The organism is Acinetobacter sp. KB005, from assembly GCF_049949095.1.
Taxonomy (GTDB): Bacteria; Pseudomonadota; Gammaproteobacteria; order Pseudomonadales; family Moraxellaceae; genus Acinetobacter; species Acinetobacter calcoaceticus.
Genome location: NZ_CP188191.1, coordinates 3,275,779 through 3,298,663 on the forward strand (window position 1 = coordinate 3,275,779; position 22,885 = coordinate 3,298,663).

Below are 22,885 nucleotides of genomic sequence, written 5' to 3' on the forward strand. Positions count from 1 at the left end.
AGTTATGCCTTTGTGGGTAACTGACTACTTTAAAAGTAAGTAGATATCTGTAATAAGATCGCATTCTTTCACATCATGCACAAAGTTATGATAGTGAAAGAAAACTGGATAATCTCCAGCTTCTTCAGGCTGCTCAGGTAACCAGTTTTTAAAAATGTAATACACACTTTCTTTAATCTGGTCATGGCTACCAAAATGTCTTACAGTCGCGTAACGTCCAGCAGGAATTTCCCCTGTTTGTACGCCATAAATATTTTCAGGTACAGCCGTTTCAATTGACCCTGCAATGTCAAATCTAAACGCATCTGATGGCGTTTGTTCAGGGTCAGAAAAAGGAATGCCATACGTTCTTGATTTAGTCACAGGTGATAAACCCGTTTCTTTACGCCAAGCAATAAAACGTGCAGCAGTTTCAAAAACTTTATCTGGACTTCCCAGATGCGACAGATACGCAATCTTTTGGGCAGGATGCTCAACAATATTTACATTCATTTTTAGCTCACTTTTCGGAAGTGTAAAAACAAACTTCTGGTGCCAAGATTCCCAGTCCGGTTTATCTCTAAAAGCCCGAGGAGTTTGATCAAATGAACGCTTAAATGCACGAGTAAATGCCTCTGGACTGTCAAACCCTGCTTGTAATGCAATCTCAATAATTTTGAGATCGGGTTCAAAAGCCAATTGAAAAGAGGCCCGCTTTAAACGAGAAAGTTGAATAAACTTCATCACATTTAAACCAATATGAACGGCAAAAATACGATGAAAATGAAATTTGGATAAGGCTGCAATCTGGCTCAATCGATCAACATCTAAATCTTCATCTAAATGTCTTTGAATATAATCGCAAACCAGTTGCAGCTTTTGTGTATATACAGCCATACATTTATGTCTGTTCATTCGATAGCACTACTTTTACATAGTGCTGATCTCTATTCTTGATCGAAATTGCGCTTTTTAAAATTATACAACTTGCTTAAAATAATCTTCTTTTGGCATATCAACAAGTTCAACACACAATTGAATTTCTTTATTAAACTCTTGTTGTAGATAATTTTTATTGCTGAGTGCCGCTAACAACTGATCACCCATCAGTTGTTTTTGCTCTGCATTTCTTCCCGACAAAATATAAACTTTTACATGAATATAAGCCTGTTCTAGTCCCAGACCAATTAGGAAAACATCATCTTTACGCGCACGGCTTTTAATATCTTCTGGGCTAAACAACTCTGTTTCAATGAGCGTTGTATTAATTTCTTCAAGTAATTGTTTTGCGTTTAATCCAGTTAAGTTATCTGAATAATCAACTACAATGTGCGGCATAGCCACCTCAATTTATGTAATAAGTAATTAAGCTAATTAAGCTAATTAAACTTTACTCAATAAATAATAAAGCTAATCGAACCTGATCATATCCCATTCGAGGGCTGGTTGCTTCAACGATTGGTCGTAGTTTGATCGAACCATCATCAGAAAAATGATCTGGATTTTGGCGCTTTTTCAGTTTCTTATAAATTTTTCGGATTTCTTCGACCACTTCTTCTCCAGGATGGGCAACCGAAATATCCAGTTTTTGTTCTTTATGAAGTCGAGCCAAATGGTTAATGATTGTCGCTGGGGTTAGTCCACGTTCATGCGCAATATCTTCAATCTCATAGCCTTCTTCAAACAACGCACGTGTTTCGTCTAGAGTTGCCGAGGCATAATTTTGTTTCGCACCTTTTGAGAGTTTTTTCTCATTACGAGAAATCTCAGTTTCATTTAAAGTTCCGCCACAATGACGAATAAATGCTTTGTGCTGAGCAGTTAAATCTACATCTGCAAAGTTGTCTTCTGCTTCTTTAGACAACTCTTGGAAACGACGATCTGCTTTTACAGCCAAGCTATCTAGCTCTAGAGCTTGCTCGTTAATCCCTAATAACTTTAATCCAGTTAAAGATTTCAGACGCGAGAGCGCAACATAGCCCTGACCTTTTTCAAAGGTGTTCATGAGGTTAATTTCGGCAGCTTCTAACGTCATCCCTTGGCTTTTATGAATGGTAATCGCCCATGCCAAACGAAGTGGAATTTGCTGGAAACTGGCAATCACTTTACCTGCATCATTTTCAACTGACCAAGTTTCAGGCGCAACCAGCAATGTCGTGCCATCGGTCAATTTCACCTTTGGTAGCAAACCATTTTCATCATCTTCTTCAAAACCAATGACTTCCCCTAAACTCCCGTTGATATAGCCCATATCAAAGTTGTTTTTTACAAACATGACTTTTGCATGTTTCTTTAAGGTGAGTTCTTCTGGTGCACGAACCGAAGATTTTAAAGTTTCTACCAGTTTTTCATTACCATCTAAAACCGCATTGAATTGATGCCCTTCATTATCAATTTCATTTAAGTGCTGATAATTGATATTGTCGACATCCATATTGTGCGTATAGAGACGAGTAAAGGTCTCACCAATATCATGCGAGCGTGATTGACGTAATACGTGTAAATGATCTGATTGAATATTTTGCGCACGAATCGCATTTAAAATCTGGTTAAGAATTTCATCATCTTGGCGATGTTGTTCTGTTAAATAACATACGCGAAATTTAGCTTCGACCCATGCATCAGACATAAAACAGAACTTGTCACGGTTGGCTTCACTATTACGTCCAACTGGTGGCAACTGAAAGAAATCTCCGGCAACAATGACTTGGATACCGCCAAATGCCTCATCGCTTTCTTTAAAATATTTTAAAACCTGATTCACCAGATTAAGCTGCTTCGCATGTAACATCGAAATTTCATCGATGACGAGAACTTGCGCATTTTCAAGGTGTTCCTTGAGATATTTACGCTCTTTCATACGTTTTAGGTCATCATCAGTTAACTGATCTTTAATCCCGATGCCTGCCCATGTATGAATCGTCATGCCGTTCATATGTGTTGCAGCAATACCTGTAGATGCCGTAATAGCCACAGGCACTTTACGTGCTTTTAGGTATTGGATGTACTGATTGAGTGTATAGGTTTTCCCTGCACCAGCCGAACCGGTTAAAAAGACATTTTCACCTGCTTTAAGCAGTTTAAGCGCAGTTTCCTGTTTCATAATCTCATAAGTACATCTTCAACAGCCCATAGCTTAACGACTTTCCCGAAAAAATTAAATGAATGAGCTAGAATTTCTGTAAAATCAATATAAATCAATAATTAACATTAAAATAATATTTGGTAGGTTTTTGGTAGGTAGGAAAATAATCTTCACATCACAATACTAAGGCCATGGTGAGGCTCACCTGTAATAACAAACAATGGATTTATGGAAGAAGGAATCACTCCATGGCTTTTAAAAATATTGCAGATCAAACAAACGGTTTTTATATTCCATGCGTATCACTCTTTGGACCAGGATGTGCCAAAGAAATTGGTACAAAGGCACAAAACCTCGGCGCAAAAAAAGCATTAATTGTGACCGATGAAGGTTTATTTAAATTTGGTGTTGCAGATCTTATCGCAAACTATTTAACTGAAGCAGGCGTTGCGAGCCATATTTTTCCGGGTGCAGAACCCAACCCAACCGATATTAATGTTCATAACGGTGTAAATGCCTATAACGACAATGGCTGTGACTTTATTGTATCGCTAGGTGGTGGTTCATCTCATGACTGTGCAAAAGGGATTGGCCTAGTCACTGCTGGTGGTGGTCATATTCGTGATTACGAAGGTATCGATAAAAGTAAGGTACCAATGACGCCATTGATTGCAGTCAACACAACCGCTGGTACAGCATCTGAAATGACCCGTTTCTGTATTATTACCAATACAGACACTCACGTAAAAATGGCAATTGTCGACTGGCGTTGTACCCCACTCATTGCAATTGATGACCCGAAACTCATGATTGCAAAACCGGCTGGTTTAACGGCTGCAACAGGTATGGATGCTTTAACCCATGCTGTTGAAGCCTATGTTTCTACGGCGGCCAACCCAATTACCGATGCCTGTGCAGAAAAAGCCATCACCATGATTAGTCAATGGTTACAACCTGCTGTAGCAAATGGTGAAAACATCGAAGCGCGTGATGCAATGAGCTATGCACAGTACTTGGCTGGTATGGCATTTAACAATGCATCTCTAGGCTATGTACATGCAATGGCGCATCAGTTGGGCGGTTTCTATAACCTACCTCACGGCGTATGTAACGCAATCTTGTTACCACACGTGTGCGAATTTAACTTAATTGCTTGTCCAGATCGCTACGCAAAAATCGCAGATTTAATGGGTGTAAAAACTCATGGACTGACCGTGATGGAAGCTGCATATGCTGCAATTGATGCCATTCGTAAACTGTCTTCATCCATTGGTATTCCATCTGGTTTAACAGAGCTAGGGGTAAAAACTGAAGACCTTGCGGTTATGGCCGATAATGCTCAAAAAGATGCATGTATGCTGACCAATCCACGTAAAGCAAATCATGCACAAGTTGTGGAGATTTTCAAAGCAGCACTTTAATCTTGATGTAATGGCACATCCCTCTAGTAAGTCAAACCCCTCCGACCGTTGACTTACTTTTTGGGGAATACTTAGCTCCAGCGGTATTCCCTTTTTTAAACCTCTATTCCAATCCAACCTCTAAACCTGATTGACAATTCGCCCATTTCATTGAAGGATACTCAGCATGTCTTAATTACAATAGCTCGATAAAAATGAATACATCTTCAGCTACTCAAAATTATGTTCCAGATATTTTAGGTACTGGCTACCAACAGCTCACACTCAACTTTCCTGATGATTATGAAGGTAAAGTTGTTGCCACATTGGTTCGTAAAAAGGCCGCTCAATCTACTCAAAAAGCTGTGCTTTATATTCATGGTTTTTTAGATTATTTCTTTCAAACTGAAATGGCTGAACAATTCAACGCGCATGGTTATGACTTCTATGCCTTGGATTTAAGAAAATATGGTCGTTCCAAGCTACCCCATCAAATCTTCTATAATGTGCTTGATTTAAGTGAATACGATGCCGAAATTACTCAAGCATTAGATATCATTGCTAAAGAACAGCACACACAAGTATTGCTTGCAGGCCATTCGACTGGCGGTTTGACAGCAACGCTTTATGCTGCCCATCACCCGAACCATCCTCTTATTAAAGCGCTATGGACGAATAGTCCATTTTATGACTTTAATTTAAGCTTGGTCGAAAAGAAGTTTGGTATTCCAATGCTCAGTCGAGTAGGAAAATATCTACCTAAAGTTAAATTCCCAAGCCAACTGAACAAATGGTACACCGCGAGCCTTCACAAACAGCTCAAGGGCGAATGGGACTTTAATCTGGACTGGAAACCTACCTCTGCCCCTACGGTTCAACTCAGCTTTCTACATGCGATTCATACAGCACAAAAAGAAATACATCGCGGAGTTAAACTGAATGTTCCCGCACTGATTATGCATTCTCATCAGACTAAAAACCCTAAAAAATGGGGAGCCGATGCGACTCAAAGCGATGTAATTTTAGACGTTAAAGACATTGAAAAATTTGGCAAAAAAATCAAAGGTGATGTCTCTGTTGTCTCTATTCACAATGGCTTGCATGATCTGGTCCTTTCAGCCCAGCCAGTACGAGAACAAGTCTATCAACAATTGTTCCAGTGGCTGGATCAAAAAATCACTTAACTGAGCTTAGGTGAGTCAAGGTATTTCATCAGCAATTGATGCGCGGGATGTTCACTCGGTACTAACTCCATAAGACGTTCTACTGCATCGATTGCTTCAGGGAAATGAGCTAAATGCTTAAGTAATAAATCTGTTTCTTGCGTTTTAAAAATTGCATCGCTCAAGCGTGATTCAAGGCAGTCACGCCATGCACATAAAAACGGGCTTTCCGTTTTTGCCAGAAAAACACCTGTGTAAAGCTGCAAAGCAGAAGCCGCATATCCCGCATCCAGTGCTTGTTCAGCTTGTAAAAAATCGGCTTCAACATGTACAAGCAAACGATATGGCCGAGATCCAAGTAAACCACCCAAAATATCTCGAAGTTGAGACATTTCAGCTTTAAGCGTACCCATACTCACTTTACGTTCGCCATAGAGCGCCTGATAAAGATGCTCTAAAGTTAAGCCATGTAGACATAACGCCAATATCGTCAAAATTTCAATTTGGCGCGGTGTTAATAACAAACTTTTGCCATTAAATTTAACTTGTGGCGTTGAAAATGCACGAATATGTAATTGCTGACGCTGCTGCTCTAGCAAGGCAGATTGAATAATGGATGCACAACGTTCGGCAGCCAATATTCCTAAACTATTATGGTTCTTCCAAGTAGTCGATAAATCAACGACACCTAGAGTTTGTTTTGAGTATGGATCGATAATTGGTGCGGCATAGCACACCCAATCATGAATCGATTCCATATAATGTTCATTAGAAAAAACACAGCTTGATTGTTGAGTTTTTAAAGACAAAGCCAATGCATTGGTGCCAACAAACTCTTCACGCCATTGCCCACCCTGCACAAAGTGAACACGCTCAGCTGCACTTTGCATTTGAGCACTTGTTGCCGTCCAAATAATCGTACTACCAATGTCACCAACGGCAATCACCATTGAGGATTGTTCAGCAATATGACGTAAATCATCGGCACACTGGCTTAAAGCCATATCCAAAGCATTTTGTGAAGCAGATTTTTTCTCGACTAATGGAGCCGCAAAACGCTCTTTAGGAATCGCAGCAGAGGCTGACCGTTCCCATGAGCTTGCAATACTTTGACCCAGTTTGGCAGCATTTTGAGGAGAGAGACTATTTTGCGTACGCAGTTGATCAATCAACGTCCGTTGCTGCAATAAATCCTTTTTTGTGAACATTTGTAAATTCCTTATATATCCACATTTCTATTCCAACCTTTCTCCAACCTTCTTCTTTATATCCTAATTATACAAAGTACGAAAGTACCTACTGACAGGGTTCTTGTTAGTCTTTAGTCCTAAAAAGCAAAGGAATATTTATATGCGCTATATCGATCCAAATCAACCAGGCTCAAAAGTTCAATTTAAATCACAATATGAAAATTTTATTGGCGGTGAATGGGTTGCACCTGTAAAGGGTGCATATTTTGATAATATATCTCCTGTTGACGGAAAAGCTTTCACCCGTATTCCACGCTCTAGTGCCGAAGATATTGAACTCGCTCTAGATGCAGCACATAAAGCGAAAGCAACATGGAATAAAGCCTCACCAACGGTACGCTCTAATATACTTTTAAAAATTGCTGATCGTTTAGAAGCAAATCTTGAAATGCTTGCTGTTGCAGAAACTTGGGATAACGGTAAAGCGGTTCGTGAAACTTTAGCAGCAGACCTTCCACTTGCGATTGACCATTTCCGTTATTTCGCAGGTTGTATTCGTGCTCAAGAAGGTGGCATCTCTGAAATTGATGAAGATACCATTGCCTACCATTTCCATGAGCCATTAGGTGTGGTTGGCCAAATCATTCCATGGAACTTCCCAATTTTAATGGCAGCATGGAAACTTGCTCCTGCTCTAGCGGCTGGTAACTGTGTCGTGATTAAACCAGCAGAACAAACACCAGTAGGTATTTTACTGGTTGCTGAACTGATCCAAGACATTTTACCGCCGGGTGTACTTAATATTGTCAATGGTTTCGGTTCAGAAGTCGGCCGTCCTTTAGCAACAAACCCACGTATTGCAAAAATCGCGTTCACAGGTTCCACTCAAACTGGACAAATGGTGATGCAATATGCGACCGAAAATATTATTCCAGTGACATTAGAACTTGGTGGTAAGTCACCAAACCTTTTCTTTGAAGACATCATGGATAAAGAAGATGACTTCTTAGAAAAAACACTTGAAGGTTTTGCGATGTTTGCCTTAAACCAAGGTGAAGTATGTACTTGCCCTTCTCGTGCTTTAGTACAAGAAAGTATTGCTGATCAGTTCTTGGAGTTGGCTGTAGAGCGTGTAAAACGTATTAAAACTGGCCATCCGCTTGATACTGAAACGATGATTGGTGCTCAAGCATCTCTACAACAACAAGAGAAAATCTTACGTTGTATTAACACTGGTCGTGAAGAAGGTGCAGAACTCTTACTTGGTGGTAGCGGCCGTAAAGAAGTAGGCGATGGTTACTATGTCGATCCGACTATTTTTAAAGGTCACAATGGCATGCAAGTTTTCCAAGAAGAAATTTTTGGACCTGTACTTGCTGTGACAACGTTCAAAGACTTTGACGATGCAATTAAAATTGCCAATGACACCATGTATGGTTTAGGTGCAGGTGTATGGTCACGTTCAGCTCACATTTCTTATCGTGCTGGTCGTGCTATTGAAGCTGGCCGTGTTTGGACAAACTGCTACAACATCTACCCTGCACATGCTGCATTTGGTGGTTACAAGAAGTCTGGTATTGGCCGCGAAAACCACAAGATGATGCTAGATCATTATCAACAAACTAAAAACTTGTTGGTTAGTTATTCAACTAAACCTATGGGCTTCTTCTAAGTTCTGCACCAAGTTGATACCAGACTATCAACATTAGAAAGAAGTAAGCTCATTAATTATGTAAGAAGCCAGTAATTTAGATTACTGGCTTCTTTATTTAGTGCTGTTAGTTCTCAAGTTTTTATCATTTGGAATAAAAAAGCGCCATCTATTATCTAAAGTGCTTCATTTAGGCATTGCTTTTGCATTGATTCATACAAACCCACTCGCAGGAGTATTGTATGAATCAACCAGAAACAGCTTCCGTTATTGCTTCAAGCGCAGAAGTTTCATCAGCAGAATATTTTGCTCAGCGTCAACTTAAACAAGGTACGGTTGGTTGGTTACTCCTGATTGGTTTAGGCGTAGCTTATGTGATATCGGGTGATTTTGCTGGCTGGAACTTCGGCATAGCCCAAGGTGGTTGGGGTGGCATGTTTATTGCCACTGCCCTCGCTGCAATCATGTACCTGTGCCTATGTCTTTCTATGTCAGAAATGTCCACCATGATGCCGACAGCAGGTGGTGGTTATAGTTTTGCGCGTGCTGCCTTTGGTCCTTTTGGTGGCTATTTAACAGGAACAGCCATTTTAATTGAATACGCAATTGCCCCTGCTGCTATTGCCGTATTTATTGGTGGTTATTGTGAATCTTTATTTGGCATTAATGGCTGGATGATTTACCTCGCCTGCTATGCCGTTTTTATGGGCATACATTTGAAAGGCGCTGGCGAAGCCTTAAAAATTATGTTCGCAATTACACTTGTCGCAGCGGTTGCCCTTATTGTATTTATTGCAGCAATGATCCCGCATTTTAATGCACAAAACCTGTTAGATATTCCTGTTGGCACAGCAGCTGGTGCAAGTCGTTTTCTACCTCATGGTTACTTAGGTATCTGGGCAGCAGTTCCTTTTGCAATCTGGTTTTTCCTTGCAGTTGAAGGTGTTCCTTTAGCAGCAGAAGAAGCAAAAGATCCAGCCAAATCGCTCCCACGCGGTTTAATAGGTGCCATGCTCATACTAACGGCGTTTGCCATGCTCATTTTATTCTTGGGTGCGGGCGCAGCAGGTGCAAGTACTTTACAAAACTCAGGCGCTCCTCTCGTCGATGCTCTGGTTAAAGTTTATGGCACCAACACTTGGCTTGCGACTTTTGTAAATTTTGTTGGGTTAACAGGTTTAATCGCAAGTTTCTTTTCAATTATCTATGCCTATTCACGTCAAATTTTTGCATTGTCACGTGCTGGTTACTTACCTACTTCACTCTCTTTAACCAATAAAAATAAAGCCCCTTATCTGGCAATTATTATTCCGGGCATTATTGGGTTCTTGCTTTCACTTACCAAAGAAGGCGATTCACTGATTTTAATCGCGGTTTTTGGTGCCACCATTTCCTACGTGTTGATTCTTTTATCCCATATCAAACTACGCCTCTCTAAACCCGACATGCCTCGTCCCTATAAAACACCAGGTGGCATTGTGACCTCAAGCATTGCATTAGTTTTAGCAGTGGCTGCGGTAGTTGCAGGTTTTGTGGTTAACCCTAAAGTCTGGTTTATTGCTGCAGCTATTTACGTGGCATTTATTGCTTACTTTTTATTCTATAGCCGCTATCATTTAGTGAAAGGTACACCAGAAGAAGAGTTTGCAAATATTAAAGCCGCAGAACAAGAGCTATAAATAAAAGGATGCAACCATGAGTTATCGCAAGATTGTCGCCAATCAGCAATATCACTTTACTGACCTAAAAACTTTAATGGCAAAAGCAACGCCGTTACGTTCTGGCGATGAGTTAGCAGGTGTAGCCGCCAGAGACGCAACCGAACATGTTGCGGCACAAATGACTTTGGCCGATGTACCTCTTAAAACCTTTTTGAATGAAGTTGTGGTCGATTACGAAACTGATGAAATTACACGACTAATTATTGATGAACATGATCTGGCAGCCTTTGCTCCTATTTCACACTTTACAGTAGGTGATTTCCGAAATTGGTTACTTGGAGAAGAAGCCACTGCTCAAAGCTTAAAAGCATTAGCATCGGGTTTAACTCCAGAAATGGTAGCTGCTGTCAGCAAAATTATGCGCAATCAAGATTTGATTTATGTTGCCAGTAAATGTGAAGTCGTTACCCAGTTTCGCAACACCATCGGCCTAAAAGGCCATCTTTCTACCCGTTTGCAACCCAATCACCCTACCGACGATGTTCTTGGTATTTCCGCCAGTATTTTAGATGGCTTGATGTATGGCAATGGTGATGCCGTGATCGGCATTAACCCTGCGACAGATAATTTACATAATTTGTCAGAGCTACTGAAATTGCTTGATCATGTCATTCAGGAATATCAAATTCCAACGCAGTCCTGTGTGCTCACCCATATCAGCTCAGGTATTCAACTGGCTGAAAGAAATGTGCCAATTGATTTAATGTTTCAATCAATCGCTGGCACCCAACTGGCTAATGAAGGTTTTGGAATTTCACTTGATTTACTGCAAGAAGGTTATGAAGCCACGCTCGCACTTAAACGCGGGACCATTGGGCAAAATGTTATGTACTTTGAAACTGGTCAAGGTAGTGCATTATCAAGCAATGCACATCACGGCGTTGACCAGCAAACATTAGAAACCCGTGCCTATGCCGTAGCCCGAAAATATAATCCACTTTTGGTGAATACTGTCGTAGGTTTTATTGGCCCCGAATATTTATTTAATGGTAAACAAATTATACGTGCAGGTTTAGAAGATCACTTCTGTGGCAAATTACTTGGTGTACCAATGGGTTGCGACATTTGTTATACCAATCATGCCGATGCCGACCAAAACGACATGGATGTTCTCCTTACCCTATTTGGCGCAGCGGGCATCAACTTTATTATGGGTATTCCAGGTTCAGATGATGTCATGCTCAATTATCAAACGACTTCGTTCCATGATGCCCTTTACCTAAGACAACTCTTAGGTTTAAAACCCGCTCCTGAGTTTTCTGCGTGGCTTGAACAACAGGGCATTTTTAAACAACAAAACTCTCAAATTTGCTGGGCAGATCACATGCCCGACCAATTCTCTCGCCTGCTCATGAATTAGGGAGAACACTATGAAACTCAGTCGAGATATTCAATATCCCTCCTCTACCCATCAAGATCAGTGGGAAAAACTTAAACAGTTTACCGATGCCCGTATTGCTTTGGGCCGTGCGGGTTGCAGTATCCCAACACGAGCCTTACTCGAGTTTCAGCTATCTCATGCACAAGCAAAAGATGCTGTTTATCAAGATTTGGACGTTCTCCATTTATCTGAACAATTACAGCAACAGCAGCTTCCAAGCATTCATGTACAAAGTAATGCATCTAATAAAGAAATTTATCTCAAACGCCCAGATTTAGGACGTCAGCTTTCAAGCCAATCAAAAGATGTCTTAATTAAGGAATATGCAGAAAATCCACAACAGTACGATGTGTGTATTGTGGTAGGTGATGGACTCTCTGCAAGAGCAATTGAAGCGAATGCTGTGGCATTTATTGCAGCGCTGAGTGAACAAATTCAGCAAGAAAACTGGAGTCTTGCACCAATTGCACTTGCGACAGGTAGTCGAGTTGCTCTTGGCGATGAAGTCGCAGAAATTTTCAAAGCCTCTATGCTTGTGATGCTTATTGGCGAACGTCCAGGATTAAGCTCTCCGGACAGTATGGGCATTTACTATACATGGAATGCATATTCAGGCTGCCTCGATGCGAAACGCAATTGTATTTCCAATGTTCGCCCAGCAGGCTTAAGTATTCCAGTTGCGGTACAACGTTTAATCACATTAATGAAAAAATCAAAACAACTCGGATTTTCAGGCGTTAATTTAAAAGACGAACATCAACTTTCAAACATAGGCCTTGAGGAAACTCAAAAGCTATTATTTTAAACAGTAGAATATGTTTAGGGATTTATTCATAAATAGATAATCCTTTGCATAACAACATCATTTTAACGAAAAATACCAATTTTCGGGTATTGGCGATTTATACAGATATTCTCTTCTTTATATTTATCGCTATACTCCACGTATTGATCTTCTATGAATCATTTCTATGAGCACAACAAACGCCTTCCCAAAAACTATTTATGCCATTCAGCATCTTGCTTTCGAAGACTTAGGTTCATTAGAAGATGTCTTTTATCAACTCGGATTTCGAGTCCGTTATTTTGAGGCGGGAGTTGATGATTTAACCCCTGCTTTTTCACATGAAGGTTTAACCATTATTTTAGGTGGTCCAATCGGGGTTTATGAAACTGACGATTATCCATTCTTAAAAGATGAAATTGCTTTACTCAAACAACGTTTAGCAGACGATAAACCTACTCTGGGCATTTGCCTAGGCGCACAGCTTATTGCTCATGCACTTGGTGCAAAAGTATATGCAGGACATCAAAAAGAAATTGGCTGGGGTCCACTGAGTTTAAGCCTACGCGCTAATCAAGTTTTATCTGGTTTGCTTAATAATGTGCATGTTCTACATTGGCATGGTGACACGTTCGACCTTCCTGAAAATGCAGTGCTTTTAGCAAGTTCTGATGTTTATACCAATCAGGCATTTGAAGTCGGAAATAATATTCTTGCGTTGCAGTTCCACATTGAAACCACTGAAGAGCATTTTGAAAAGTGGTTAATTGGTCATACATGTGAACTTCGCCATGCAAATATTTCGATTCCAAAGCTTCGCGAAGATAATTTGCAATACGCTCAAGCGCTAGAACATGCTGCATTTGAAATTATTCAAAAATTTCTCAAACGCATTGGATATAGTGGTTAAATTATAAAAATACAATTTAACAATTGATTAATTAAATTATATCCATAAAGCCAAATGCTTACTTTTTACCCAAAGGTAGATTATTAATCTATCTTTGGGAACCTTTATAATTAATTTCCGTGTATTATTAATTTATTCATTTTGTAACATAAAATAAACGCTGATTTACTATGGAAATCCTGAAATTTATTAAAAGCTTTAACACGGTGAATACTTATTTATCGCTAGCATTTATTCTTCTTATAATCATTGTTCTTTATTTTTATGTGGTTAATCCAGCTTAGCTTATTTGCCAAAGCGTAATAAAGAATAATATATGTAAGAGGATAGATATAAAAAAGCCCAACTGAGTTGGGCTTTTTTATATCTGCTATTTACTCAAAACCTGTTACTTTTTCTCAGGCTTAAAGCTATCTTTCAAATCAAGAATACGGTTAAACACTGGTTTTTCAGGTGAATGATCGTGCTGATCTGCAACGAAATAACCTTCACGTTCAAACTGGAAACGATCTTCAGGACTCGCTTGTGCTAAAGCAGGTTCAATTACAGCTTCTAATACTTTCATCGAATCTGGATTTAGGTTTGCCAAGAAATCATCACCTGTTTCAGGGTCTGCTTCTGTGAACAAACGATCGTAAATACGTACTTCAGCAGGAATACCTTTTGTTGCAGATACCCAGTGAATTACACCTTTCACTTTACGGCCTTCAGGGTTTTTACCTAAAGTTTCAGGGTCAATTGAACATTTCAGCTCAACCACTTCACCATTAGCATCCTTAATGACCTCATCACATTTAATCACGTAAGCATGACGTAAACGTACTTCACCGTCAGGAATTAAACGTTTAAAGCCTTTTGGCGGTACTTCCTCAAAGTCTTTACGGTCAATATAGATTTCCTTAGTTAAAGGAATTACACGATCACCCATATCAACGTTAGGATGGCGAGCATGCGTAAGATCCATATCCTCTGGTAAATTAGTTAAAGTCACTTTAAGTGGACTTAAAACAGCCATACCACGCGCAGCTGTATTTTCCAAAGATTGGCGAATACAGAACTCAAGCATTGCAACATCTACAATACCATCAGTTTTTGACACACCTACACGTTTACAGAAATCACGTAAACCTTCTGGAGTAAAACCGCGACGGCGCATACCCACTACTGTTGGCATACGCGGGTCATCCCAACCATTCACATGACCACCTTCCACCAACTTACGTAATTTACGTTTTGATGTAATGGTGTAGTCCACGTTTAAACGTGAAGATTCATACTGATGTGGAACTGCTTTAGATTTTACCTTTTCTACAATCCAGTCATAAAACGGACGGTGATCTTGGAACTCTAATGTACAAAGCGAATGAGTAATCCCCTCAATAGCATCAGACAATGGATGAGCATAGTCATACATTGGATAGATTTTCCACTTATCACCTGTTTGGTGATGCTCTGAATGCAATACGCGATATAAAATTGGATCACGCATGTGTACGTTTGGGCTTGCCATATCAATTTTGGCACGTAAAACAGCTTCACCCTCTTTAAATTCACCATTGCGCATTTTTTCAAAGCGAGCAAGGTTTTCTTCAACAGATGCATCACGGTATGGTGAATTTTTACCCGGTTCAACAAAACTACCGCGGTTTAACTTAATTTCTTCTGGAGACTGTAAATCAACATAAGCATCGCCTTGCTCAATTAATTGAACAGCCCATGCATATAATTGATCAAAATAACTTGATGCATAGCGCGGCTCACCATTCCAGTTAAAACCAAGCCATTTCACATCATTCGCAATACCGTCAACGTACTCTTGTTCTTCAGCATCAGGGTTTGTATCGTCAAAACGTAAATTACATAGACCATCAAACTCTTCAGCCACACCAAAGTTTAGGCAAATCGCTTTTACATGACCAATATGCAAATAACCATTTGGTTCTGGTGGAAAACGCGTTACGATCTGCTTTGCACGTCCAGTAGCCAAATCTTCAGTAATGACTTGGCGAACAAAATCTAAGCCAGCCTGTTGTTCTTGCTGCGCAGAATCGACAGAGGCATGAGTATTCGGTGTCGGGTTATTTGGCAGGCTCGAGACAACATCATTAGGCTTCATAGTGTATCAATCACTTCTTTGTAGATAAAATTTCGAAAAATTTAAACGCTATCTTCATTTTTAACAAAGATTTTAACGTTTTTTACTTGCCTTGTAGTTTACAGTTTGCTTATGCTTCTCTCAACCAAAAACCCATGGTCATAAGCCCATGTTTAGGAGATTAATGTAATGAGTTTTCCTCAAGTCGAATTAAACACCAATAAAGGTCGTATTGTTCTTGAACTGAATGCTGAAAAAGCACCTAAAACAGTAGCAAACTTTTTAGAATATGTACGTGACGGTTTTTATGACGGCGTTATTTTCCACCGCGTCATTGATGGTTTCATGATCCAAGGTGGCGGTATGGATGAAAACTTCAAAGAAAAAGCAACACGTGATTCAATTGAAAATGAAGCTGATAACGGTTTAAGCAACGACGAAGGTACGATTGCAATGGCACGTACTCAAGCTCCTCACTCAGCGTCTGCTCAATTCTTTATCAACGTGAAAAATAACTCTTTCTTGAACCATACCTCTAAAACTGCTCAAGGTTGGGGTTATGCTGTATTTGGTAAAGTTGTTGAAGGTCTAGACATTGTTGAAGCGATCAAAGGTGTTCGCACTGGCAACCGTGGTTATCACGCTGACGTTCCTTTAGAAAACGTTGTAATCGAATCTGCTAAAATTATTTCTGAATAATTTTAGGATAAAGCTGTGACTTATCTGTTTATCTCAGATTTACATTTGTCACCTGAACACCCTCGACTCGTTCGAGGGTTTTTAGACTTATTGGTGCATTACCAAGATAAAAATACTCAGCTCTACATTTTAGGCGATTGGTTTAATGCCTGGATTGGAGATGACTATTCAGCACCATGGCTCGATGAAATTGTCGATGCCTTAAAGGCTTTTACTCAAAAGGGTAATCGAGTTTACTTTCAAGTAGGCAATCGGGATTTTGCTCTTAATCAAGTTTTCCTCAATAAATTTAATGGCGTTTTACTCCCTGACATTTATTCCCTCAATATTGCAGGACATCAATATCGTCTAGAACACGGCGATGCATTATGTACAGATGACGTTTCTTATCAAAGATTTAAAAAGATTATTCGAAATCCGCTCTTAGTCGCTCTTTTACGTCGAACTCCACTCAGTTTTCGCACTAAGCTGGTTAATGGCTTCCGCAAGAGAAGCTCCGCGGACAAACAGCAAAAAAGCTATGAAATCATGGATGTGAATGAGCAAGCAGTTCTGTCTGCTTTAGCAGATGTAGATACACTAATTCATGGGCATACTCACCGCCCTTCAATTCATCAAGTGCAAGATAAACAACGAATTGTTCTTGGCGATTGGCGTGAAGATCAGGCTTATATTTTAGAAATTGATCCATCTTCAAATATGCGACAGCTCGAATTGGTTGTCTGGAATTATTAGCTAGTAATTAGTCACTTTTTATTTCAACTTTCAATTCTTTAATTTTTTTATTTAAATCAGAATCGTAAATCACACACATGCTGGCAATAAATATAAATTTCCAGCTTATATGTGCATGATCGTGATACTCAATGTATAAAATAAGAAGACTCAATACAAATATAAGAATGATAAAGGCTTTAACAATTCTAATTTCTCGCAACTTACTCTTTGCATCGGTTGGCATTAAATCAATCATTTTCAATAGATTACTAAAATTTTATATAAACATTATATTTCTTTATCAAATTACATAGGAAATGTTTTTGAATAAAATAGCGTATGATGGCAAAGATTAAATTCTCTCAATTGCCATAAGATTGATATGGAGTAGACCTATGGACCTATTGAATTCTGTTAAAAGCCGCTATACAACAAAAGCGTACGATTCTGAAAAGAAAATCCCCCAAGAAAAAATTAATAAATTATTAGAAATTTTACGTTTTTCACCTTCTTCAGTGAATATACAGCCTTGGCACTTTTTCGTTGCAGATAACCTTGCAGCTAAAGAAAGAATAGCGAAAGCCTTAACAGGTAAATATGCTTACAATGGTCCCAAAGTGCTTGAGTCATCACACACACTTGTATTTTGCACAAAAACAGACATTTCATCTGAATACTTAAATCAATTACTTGAACAAGATGATTTAAGTGGCCGTTTTAAAGATGAAAAAGCTAAATTAGGCCAAAAAGATACTCGCCATGGCTATGTTGAGTTCTATCGAAATGAGCAGAAAAATTTATTTGGATGGATGGAAAATCAAACATTCATTGCTCTGGGGCAACTGCTTTTTGCTGCGGGTTTAGAAGGAATTGATGCAACACCAATGGGCGGCTTTGATGAAGACATTTTAAATAATGAGTTAGGTTTAACTGAAAAAGGCCTACGTAGTTCAGTCATTGTTTCCCTAGGTTATCGCAGTGAAAACGATTTTAATGCCAAACTACCAAAATCACGCCTACCAGATGAAGTTATTTTTACCTATTTATAAAATTAGAATAGTTCAAGAGATTCAAGTCTCTTGAACTATAAAACCATTGCCCTAGCTAAACAAATCACGCCACTTATCCCAAATAAAATACCTAAAGTGGTAGGCCATTTTAATTTTTCTTTATATAAAATAACGCCACTTACAATGCCTAATAGCACCACAAGAATATTCATACTTGCAAAAACAATTGCAGGTGAATCCTTTAAAAGAATATGAGCTTTCACATATAAAGCAATATTTGAGAAATTAAGTACCCCCAGCACCAACCCAGCTATAGCACTTTTAAACTGCCATTTTTGGGTTTTCTGCACCAATAAATATGAAATTGATAATATAAAAGCTGTAATAAAAATAAGATTCAAAGTGAGTGTAAATTGAAGACCTAAACTACTCGTATATTTTAAGAGAATATCTACTGCGGCATATCCACACCAAACACTTAATAGAGCAAAAATTGCTTTTCGAGATTGATGATTCGAAGAATTACTCATTTGTCCAAAAAGAACAAGTAAAACAGCAAAAATTCCTAAACCTATTCCCCATAGCTTTAATGCATTAAATTGTTCATGAAAAAAGAAATAAGCTGCGAGTAAAGAAAGTACGACAGAAAGACGCTGTGCAACTTCGGTCTTAACAATTCCTGCATATTCTAGTGACTTAGCTAAACACAGAAAAATACTGGGCAAAATCAGTCCCAATGCAATAATTAACCACCAAGGGGTCTTTGATATTGAAATGTGTTGAATATCAGGCTGAAACCACCAAAAGCAAAGAAGACTCGCGCTCGCATAGTTCCATGCAATTATTTGTAACGGCTGATACCCTTTTTTCTTTAAGTTTTTTAATAGGATAGACACCAAAACACTACTTAAAGCAGCAGCCAATATTAATATCATCGATTAAAACTCTATTTATTTAAATATATGAGTCACCATGGTCAAATTATGACCTTTGATGAGTTTAATATTTTGAATTAACTTTTAAATAAACATAAAAAAACCAGTCATTATCTGACTGGTTTCTTTTTTAGATATCAATTAACGATTATTTTCGTCTTCTTGACCATCTTCAAATTTAGTGTCGTTGTCAAAACCACCTTGATGACCACCGAAGCCGCCTTGACCACCGAAACCACCGCCTTGACCACCGAAGCCACCTTGACCGCCGAAGCCGCCACCTTGACCACCACCGAAGCCGCCTTGACCACCGAAGCCGCCTTGAGCGCCACCGAAGCCACCTTGAGCACCACCAAAGCCACCGCCTTGACCGCCACCGAAGCCACCAGTAGGTTGACCACCAAAACCGCCTTGTGTGCCACCTTGTGCTGGGAAGCCTGTACCTTGCGCGCCTGCTGGGCGTGGGTTACGAGCTGGAACAACAGTTGAAATCGCGTGTTTGTAAACCATTTGACTTACTGTATTTTTTAATAAAACAACATATTGGTCAAATGATTCAATATGACCCTGTAATTTAATACCGTTCACAAGGAAAATAGAAACAGGGATACGTTCTTTACGGAGAGAATTTAAGAACGGATCTTGTAAAGTTTGACCTTTAGACATTTTTAACTCCAAAAAAAAATTTTTAAATCAGCGCAAAAAAACTATCTTTATTTTTCAACTAAAAATTATAAAAAGACAGTGTGCAAATTTTGCTTTATCCATAAGAGTTTCGCAAGTCTTCTTTCGCCTGCTTTATCGTCAAGTAAGTTTTAAAATCGTGTATTTCTTGCAAAGAACGTAACCACGTATATTGACGTTTGGCAAGTTGTCGTGTTGCAAATAAAGCTTTATCCTCCATTTCACGTTTACTTTTGAGACTTATATCACTTTTTAATAGAAATTCTAGTGCTTGTCGATAACCCACCGAACGCATTGAGGGTAAATTTTCATCTAAATCGTATTTTTCAATTAGAGCTTCAACTTCACTCAAAAAACCGATATCCCACATTTTGCTCAATCTTTGCTCAATGCGTTGATGTAATTCTACCCGATCTGGAAGTAAAGCATAATTATGAAATATGTATCGATATGGTACGTTTTTTGGTTGTTCTGCCTGCAATTTAGTAATTGGCTCACCCGTAAGCTTATAAACTTCTAGTGCTCGAATAATCCTTTGCTTATCAGTCACATTAAATTTTATAGCCGCGGCAGGATCTACAGAAACTAATTCGTCATAAACAGCCTGCCACCCTTCATTTAAACCTTTTTCTTCAATTGCTGCCCGAACTTGGGCATCTGCGCTTGGCAAATTACTCGATAGACCTTCTAATAATGCCTTAAAGTACAACATTGTGCCTCCTACTAAAATAGGAGTTTTCCCACGTGAATGCATGTCATCAATCAACTTAGATGCATCTTCAACAAATTGAGCAGCTGAATAAACTTCAAGAGGAGTAATCAGATCAATTAAATGATGAGGATATAGCGCTTGTTCTTCACGAGTTGGCTTAGCAGTACCAATATCCATATCTTTATAAACGAGAGCAGAATCAACAGAAATCAGCTCAAAATTTCCACGCTCGTATAATTCACATGCCAAAGCGGTTTTACCGCTTGCAGTTGGTCCCATTAAATTGATGACGGGCAATTGATTTGACATGTAAAACTACTCTCCTCGAGCAAATAATTTATCTAATTGAGATAATGGGAATGCACGCCAAGTTGGCCGCCCATGGTTACATTGGCTCGCAAATTCAGTTTGTTCCATTTGACGAAGTAAAGCATTCATTTCAGAAAGACTGAGTTGTCGATGTGCACGCACTGCCCCATGACACGCCATTCCAGCTAATAGCTCATCTCTTTTTTGAAGTAATCCTTGTGCTTCATCATTTGGGTCTAAATCATTTAAAAGCTCTGGAATAAGATTTTCAAAGTCAGCTTTTTGTAATATGGCTGGCACTCCCCGAACAATAATCTGCTCATCCCCATATAAATCAATTTCCAGTCCTAAACGCTCCAGTTGAGGTTTTAATTCTTCTACCCTCACTGCCTGCATACGGCTAATAGAAATGACTTTAGGTATGAGTAACTGTTGAGATGTCCAAAACTCTGGTTTGTCCCAAGCATTTTTCATTTGCTGTAATAAAATACGCTCATGTGCTGCATGCATATCAACAATAATCAGCCCTTCAGTATTTTGCGCTAAAACATAAATTCCATGAAGTTGAGCAATTGCGATGCCTAACGGAAATTCATCGACTTTAGTTACTGGCTCAATATCTTCATTTACTGAAAAATTAGCAGGTTGATCACGCAGTGGCGCTAAGTATGTCTTTAACGCATTATTTAATTGAGCAGAGCCATTATATTTTGGCGTTTGATCTGCATAGTGAATAGCTTGCGGACGACTAGCATTAAAATCAGTTAATAGCTCTGTCGGTGCATTCTGAGCTCGCGCTTCATTTTCTGGATTTAAAGCTTCATTTGCCCGATGCAGCGTAAATTGTTCCTGATATTTAGGTTGAGGCTGTACAGAATAATCTGAAGTTTCATCCACTTTCATCGCTTGAGCTAAATCAGCGCTCGCTGTCTGAAATTGTGACAGAGTTTCTTTTGCATAATGTCTTACAAACTCATGCACTTCTCTCTGATTTAAAAAGCGAATTTCATGTTTTGTAGGATGAACATTCACATCGATATTTTCAGGATCAACTTCTAAAAAAAGTAAATATGATGAATGTTGGTGGCCGTGTAAAATACCGTCATATGCCATACGTAGTGCATGTGAAATCGTTTTATCTTTAACAATACGACCATTTACGTAGACATATTGCATATCAGCCTGCGCACGAGCATCTGAAGGATGGCCAAGCCACCCCGATAAACGCATACTAATACTTTCGGCATCCATCCAATATGCATTTTGTACAAATTGCGAGCCTAATAATTGCTGTACTCGCTGAAAACGGAGTTCTCCGCTATCTGCTATAGGTAAATTAATTCTAATATTATCATTATGCTCAAGCACAAAACGTATATCAAAATGCGTTAAAGCCAGACGACGAACAATCTCTTCAATATGACCAAATTCAGTGGTTGGTTTCTTTAAAAATTTACGGCGTGCAGGAACATTAAAAAATAAGTCCTGAACACGTATGTGGGTTCCCTTTTGAGCAGCAACAGCTTGTACTTCTTGATGATCAAAGGCTGTACCATTGACTTCAACCTGATGGCCAATACCACTTTCATCTTGGCTACTGGTCAATGTCAATCTTGAAACTGCGGCAATCGAAGCAAGTGCCTCCCCGCGAAATCCCAAACTTACAATAGCGTGTAAATCTTCTGCCGTTTTAATTTTACTTGTCGCATGGCGCATGACAGCTAATGCCAAATCTTCAGAATGAATGCCATGCCCATTATCAATAATTTCTATGAGGGTCGAACCACCTTGAGCGATCCGTACAATGAGTTCAGTTGCACCCGCATCGATGGAGTTTTCTAATAATTCTTTAACAACAGATGAAGGACGTTCAATCACCTCACCAGCAGCAATCTGGTTGGCTAACGCTGCGTCTAAAGTATGAATACGACGTTGTGTTAGCTTTTCATCAGTCATGAAGCTGTTCCTGCAAAGTCTGATACAAAGGTTCTGTGGGTAGAGTTAAAGTTACAAAACGACTCAGCTCATCCTCTGACTTTTGAATATCGATGATGATATCTGCCTGTGGAATTTCATCACCACCTTTTGATGGCCATTCAAATAAAAATAATGCATCTGCGACATCTAAATAATCACGGATTCCCATTAATTCAAGTTCATAAGGGTCATTCAAACGATATAAGTCAAAATGAAAAATTTCTTTCTCATTGATTTTATACGGCTCAACTAGTGTATAGGTTGGACTTTTAACAGAGCCTTTATGACCCAAAGCCTGTAAGAAATAGCGCGTAAGTGTGGTTTTACCCGCACCTAAGTCTCCAATTAAATAAATCACACCTGACTGAACATGTTGCGCCAACGCTTGAGCTAGACGCCCAGTATCTTCTTCATGATTTAAGACCAATTTCAATGAATACGACATAGCACACATAACATGATTCAAAATAATCGATATGATAA

General features: G+C 39.1%; 22 protein-coding genes. 11 read left to right on the forward strand and 11 right to left on the reverse strand.

Annotated features, from left to right (window positions below; genetic code table 11):
• Positions 1-24: 24 nt before the first annotated feature.
• From ACPF64_RS15700 to ACPF64_RS15710, 3 genes are all read right to left on the reverse strand, one after another.
• Complete coding sequence (locus ACPF64_RS15700; RefSeq protein ID WP_426456159.1) at positions 25-876, reverse strand: AraC family transcriptional regulator; 852 nt, start codon at positions 874-876, stop codon at positions 25-27.
• An 81-nt stretch (positions 877-957) separates the two neighbouring features.
• Positions 958-1,317, reverse strand: a complete 360-nt coding sequence (locus tag ACPF64_RS15705) for a 5-carboxymethyl-2-hydroxymuconate Delta-isomerase (RefSeq protein ID WP_005039756.1) — start codon at positions 1,315-1,317, stop codon at positions 958-960.
• A gap of 52 nt (positions 1,318-1,369) precedes the next feature.
• Positions 1,370-3,082 (reverse strand): AAA family ATPase, encoded by a 1,713-nt coding sequence (locus ACPF64_RS15710; protein ID WP_426454411.1) that lies wholly within the window; start codon positions 3,080-3,082, stop codon positions 1,370-1,372.
• A gap of 230 nt (positions 3,083-3,312) precedes the next feature.
• Here ACPF64_RS15710 and mdh point away from each other — a divergent pair, with 230 nt between their 5' ends.
• Positions 3,313-4,485 (forward strand): iron-dependent methanol dehydrogenase, encoded by a 1,173-nt coding sequence (mdh, locus tag ACPF64_RS15715; RefSeq protein ID WP_086399548.1) that lies wholly within the window; start codon positions 3,313-3,315, stop codon positions 4,483-4,485.
• Between the two features lie 194 nt (positions 4,486-4,679).
• Positions 4,680-5,648, forward strand: coding sequence for an alpha/beta hydrolase (locus ACPF64_RS15720; RefSeq protein ID WP_426454413.1), 969 nt, complete (start codon positions 4,680-4,682; stop codon positions 5,646-5,648).
• Here ACPF64_RS15720 and ACPF64_RS15725 read toward each other — a convergent pair.
• Entirely contained in the window at positions 5,645-6,835 is a 1,191-nt protein-coding gene (locus tag ACPF64_RS15725) for a transcriptional regulator (RefSeq protein ID WP_426454415.1), read from the reverse strand. The two genes, ACPF64_RS15720 and ACPF64_RS15725, sit on opposite strands and share 4 nt — an antisense overlap.
• Positions 6,836-6,977: 142 nt before the next feature.
• Between ACPF64_RS15725 and exaC the strand changes: the two genes are divergently transcribed.
• The 6 genes from exaC (at position 6,978) to ACPF64_RS15755 (ending at position 13,548) form a co-directional block, all read left to right on the forward strand.
• On the forward strand, positions 6,978-8,489 hold the full coding sequence (gene exaC, locus ACPF64_RS15730; protein WP_426454417.1) for an acetaldehyde dehydrogenase ExaC: 1,512 nt from the start codon (positions 6,978-6,980) through the stop codon (positions 8,487-8,489).
• Positions 8,490-8,710: 221 nt separating this feature from the next.
• Positions 8,711-10,147: an ethanolamine permease gene (gene eat / locus ACPF64_RS15735; RefSeq protein ID WP_426454419.1), complete on the forward strand. Its 1,437-nt coding sequence runs from the start codon at positions 8,711-8,713 to the stop codon at positions 10,145-10,147.
• Between the two features lie 16 nt (positions 10,148-10,163).
• Positions 10,164-11,549 carry an ethanolamine ammonia-lyase subunit EutB gene (locus tag ACPF64_RS15740; protein WP_426454422.1) on the forward strand — a complete coding sequence of 462 codons (1,386 nt, stop codon included), beginning with the start codon at positions 10,164-10,166 and terminating at the stop codon, positions 11,547-11,549.
• A gap of 10 nt (positions 11,550-11,559) precedes the next feature.
• Positions 11,560-12,375: an ethanolamine ammonia-lyase subunit EutC gene (gene eutC / locus ACPF64_RS15745; protein ID WP_426454424.1), complete on the forward strand. Its 816-nt coding sequence runs from the start codon at positions 11,560-11,562 to the stop codon at positions 12,373-12,375.
• A 166-nt stretch (positions 12,376-12,541) separates the two neighbouring features.
• Positions 12,542-13,264: a glutamine amidotransferase gene (locus tag ACPF64_RS15750; protein WP_419297616.1), complete on the forward strand. Its 723-nt coding sequence runs from the start codon at positions 12,542-12,544 to the stop codon at positions 13,262-13,264.
• A 170-nt stretch (positions 13,265-13,434) separates the two neighbouring features.
• Positions 13,435-13,548 (forward strand): hypothetical protein, encoded by a 114-nt coding sequence (locus ACPF64_RS15755; protein WP_080592263.1) that lies wholly within the window; start codon positions 13,435-13,437, stop codon positions 13,546-13,548.
• Positions 13,549-13,652: 104 nt separating this feature from the next.
• Here the strand turns inward: ACPF64_RS15755 and ACPF64_RS15760 are convergent, their stop codons facing one another.
• A complete protein-coding gene (locus tag ACPF64_RS15760) occupies positions 13,653-15,380 on the reverse strand; it encodes a glutamine--tRNA ligase/YqeY domain fusion protein (RefSeq protein ID WP_426454427.1) in 1,728 nt (575 codons plus the stop codon).
• 168 nt (positions 15,381-15,548) lie between these two features.
• Here ACPF64_RS15760 and ACPF64_RS15765 point away from each other — a divergent pair, with 168 nt between their 5' ends.
• Together ACPF64_RS15765 and ACPF64_RS15770 are read left to right on the forward strand one after the other, a co-directional pair.
• Positions 15,549-16,058 (forward strand): peptidylprolyl isomerase, encoded by a 510-nt coding sequence (locus ACPF64_RS15765; protein ID WP_003652397.1) that lies wholly within the window; start codon positions 15,549-15,551, stop codon positions 16,056-16,058.
• A 15-nt stretch (positions 16,059-16,073) separates the two neighbouring features.
• A complete protein-coding gene (locus ACPF64_RS15770; protein WP_426454429.1) occupies positions 16,074-16,793 on the forward strand; it encodes a UDP-2,3-diacylglucosamine diphosphatase in 720 nt (239 codons plus the stop codon).
• A gap of 7 nt (positions 16,794-16,800) precedes the next feature.
• Here ACPF64_RS15770 and ACPF64_RS15775 read toward each other — a convergent pair whose 3' ends face one another.
• Positions 16,801-17,031 (reverse strand): hypothetical protein, encoded by a 231-nt coding sequence (locus tag ACPF64_RS15775; RefSeq protein ID WP_004643258.1) that lies wholly within the window; start codon positions 17,029-17,031, stop codon positions 16,801-16,803.
• Between the two features lie 139 nt (positions 17,032-17,170).
• Between ACPF64_RS15775 and nfsB the strand changes: the two genes are divergently transcribed.
• Positions 17,171-17,824 (forward strand): oxygen-insensitive NAD(P)H nitroreductase, encoded by a 654-nt coding sequence (gene nfsB, locus ACPF64_RS15780; protein WP_045430645.1) that lies wholly within the window; start codon positions 17,171-17,173, stop codon positions 17,822-17,824.
• Between the two features lie 35 nt (positions 17,825-17,859).
• Here nfsB and ACPF64_RS15785 read toward each other — a convergent pair whose 3' ends face one another.
• The 5 genes from ACPF64_RS15785 to tsaE all read right to left on the reverse strand — a co-directional run bounded on the left by ACPF64_RS15785 (position 17,860) and on the right by tsaE (position 22,847).
• Positions 17,860-18,720 carry an EamA family transporter gene (locus ACPF64_RS15785; RefSeq protein ID WP_426454432.1) on the reverse strand — a complete coding sequence of 287 codons (861 nt, stop codon included), beginning with the start codon at positions 18,718-18,720 and terminating at the stop codon, positions 17,860-17,862.
• Between the two features lie 141 nt (positions 18,721-18,861).
• On the reverse strand, positions 18,862-19,386 hold the full coding sequence (hfq, locus tag ACPF64_RS15790) for an RNA chaperone Hfq (protein ID WP_209831057.1): 525 nt from the start codon (positions 19,384-19,386) through the stop codon (positions 18,862-18,864).
• 94 nt (positions 19,387-19,480) lie between these two features.
• Positions 19,481-20,425 carry a tRNA (adenosine(37)-N6)-dimethylallyltransferase MiaA gene (gene miaA / locus ACPF64_RS15795; protein ID WP_004643262.1) on the reverse strand — a complete coding sequence of 315 codons (945 nt, stop codon included), beginning with the start codon at positions 20,423-20,425 and terminating at the stop codon, positions 19,481-19,483.
• Between the two features lie 6 nt (positions 20,426-20,431).
• Positions 20,432-22,381: a DNA mismatch repair endonuclease MutL gene (gene mutL, locus ACPF64_RS15800; RefSeq protein ID WP_426454435.1), complete on the reverse strand. Its 1,950-nt coding sequence runs from the start codon at positions 22,379-22,381 to the stop codon at positions 20,432-20,434.
• The gene (gene tsaE / locus ACPF64_RS15805) at positions 22,374-22,847 is read right to left on the reverse strand and encodes a tRNA (adenosine(37)-N6)-threonylcarbamoyltransferase complex ATPase subunit type 1 TsaE (protein ID WP_035360207.1); all 474 of its coding nucleotides are present in this window, start codon (positions 22,845-22,847) and stop codon (positions 22,374-22,376) included. Before tsaE ends, mutL begins: the two co-directional genes overlap by 8 nt.
• Between the last annotated feature and the right edge of the window lie 38 nt (positions 22,848-22,885).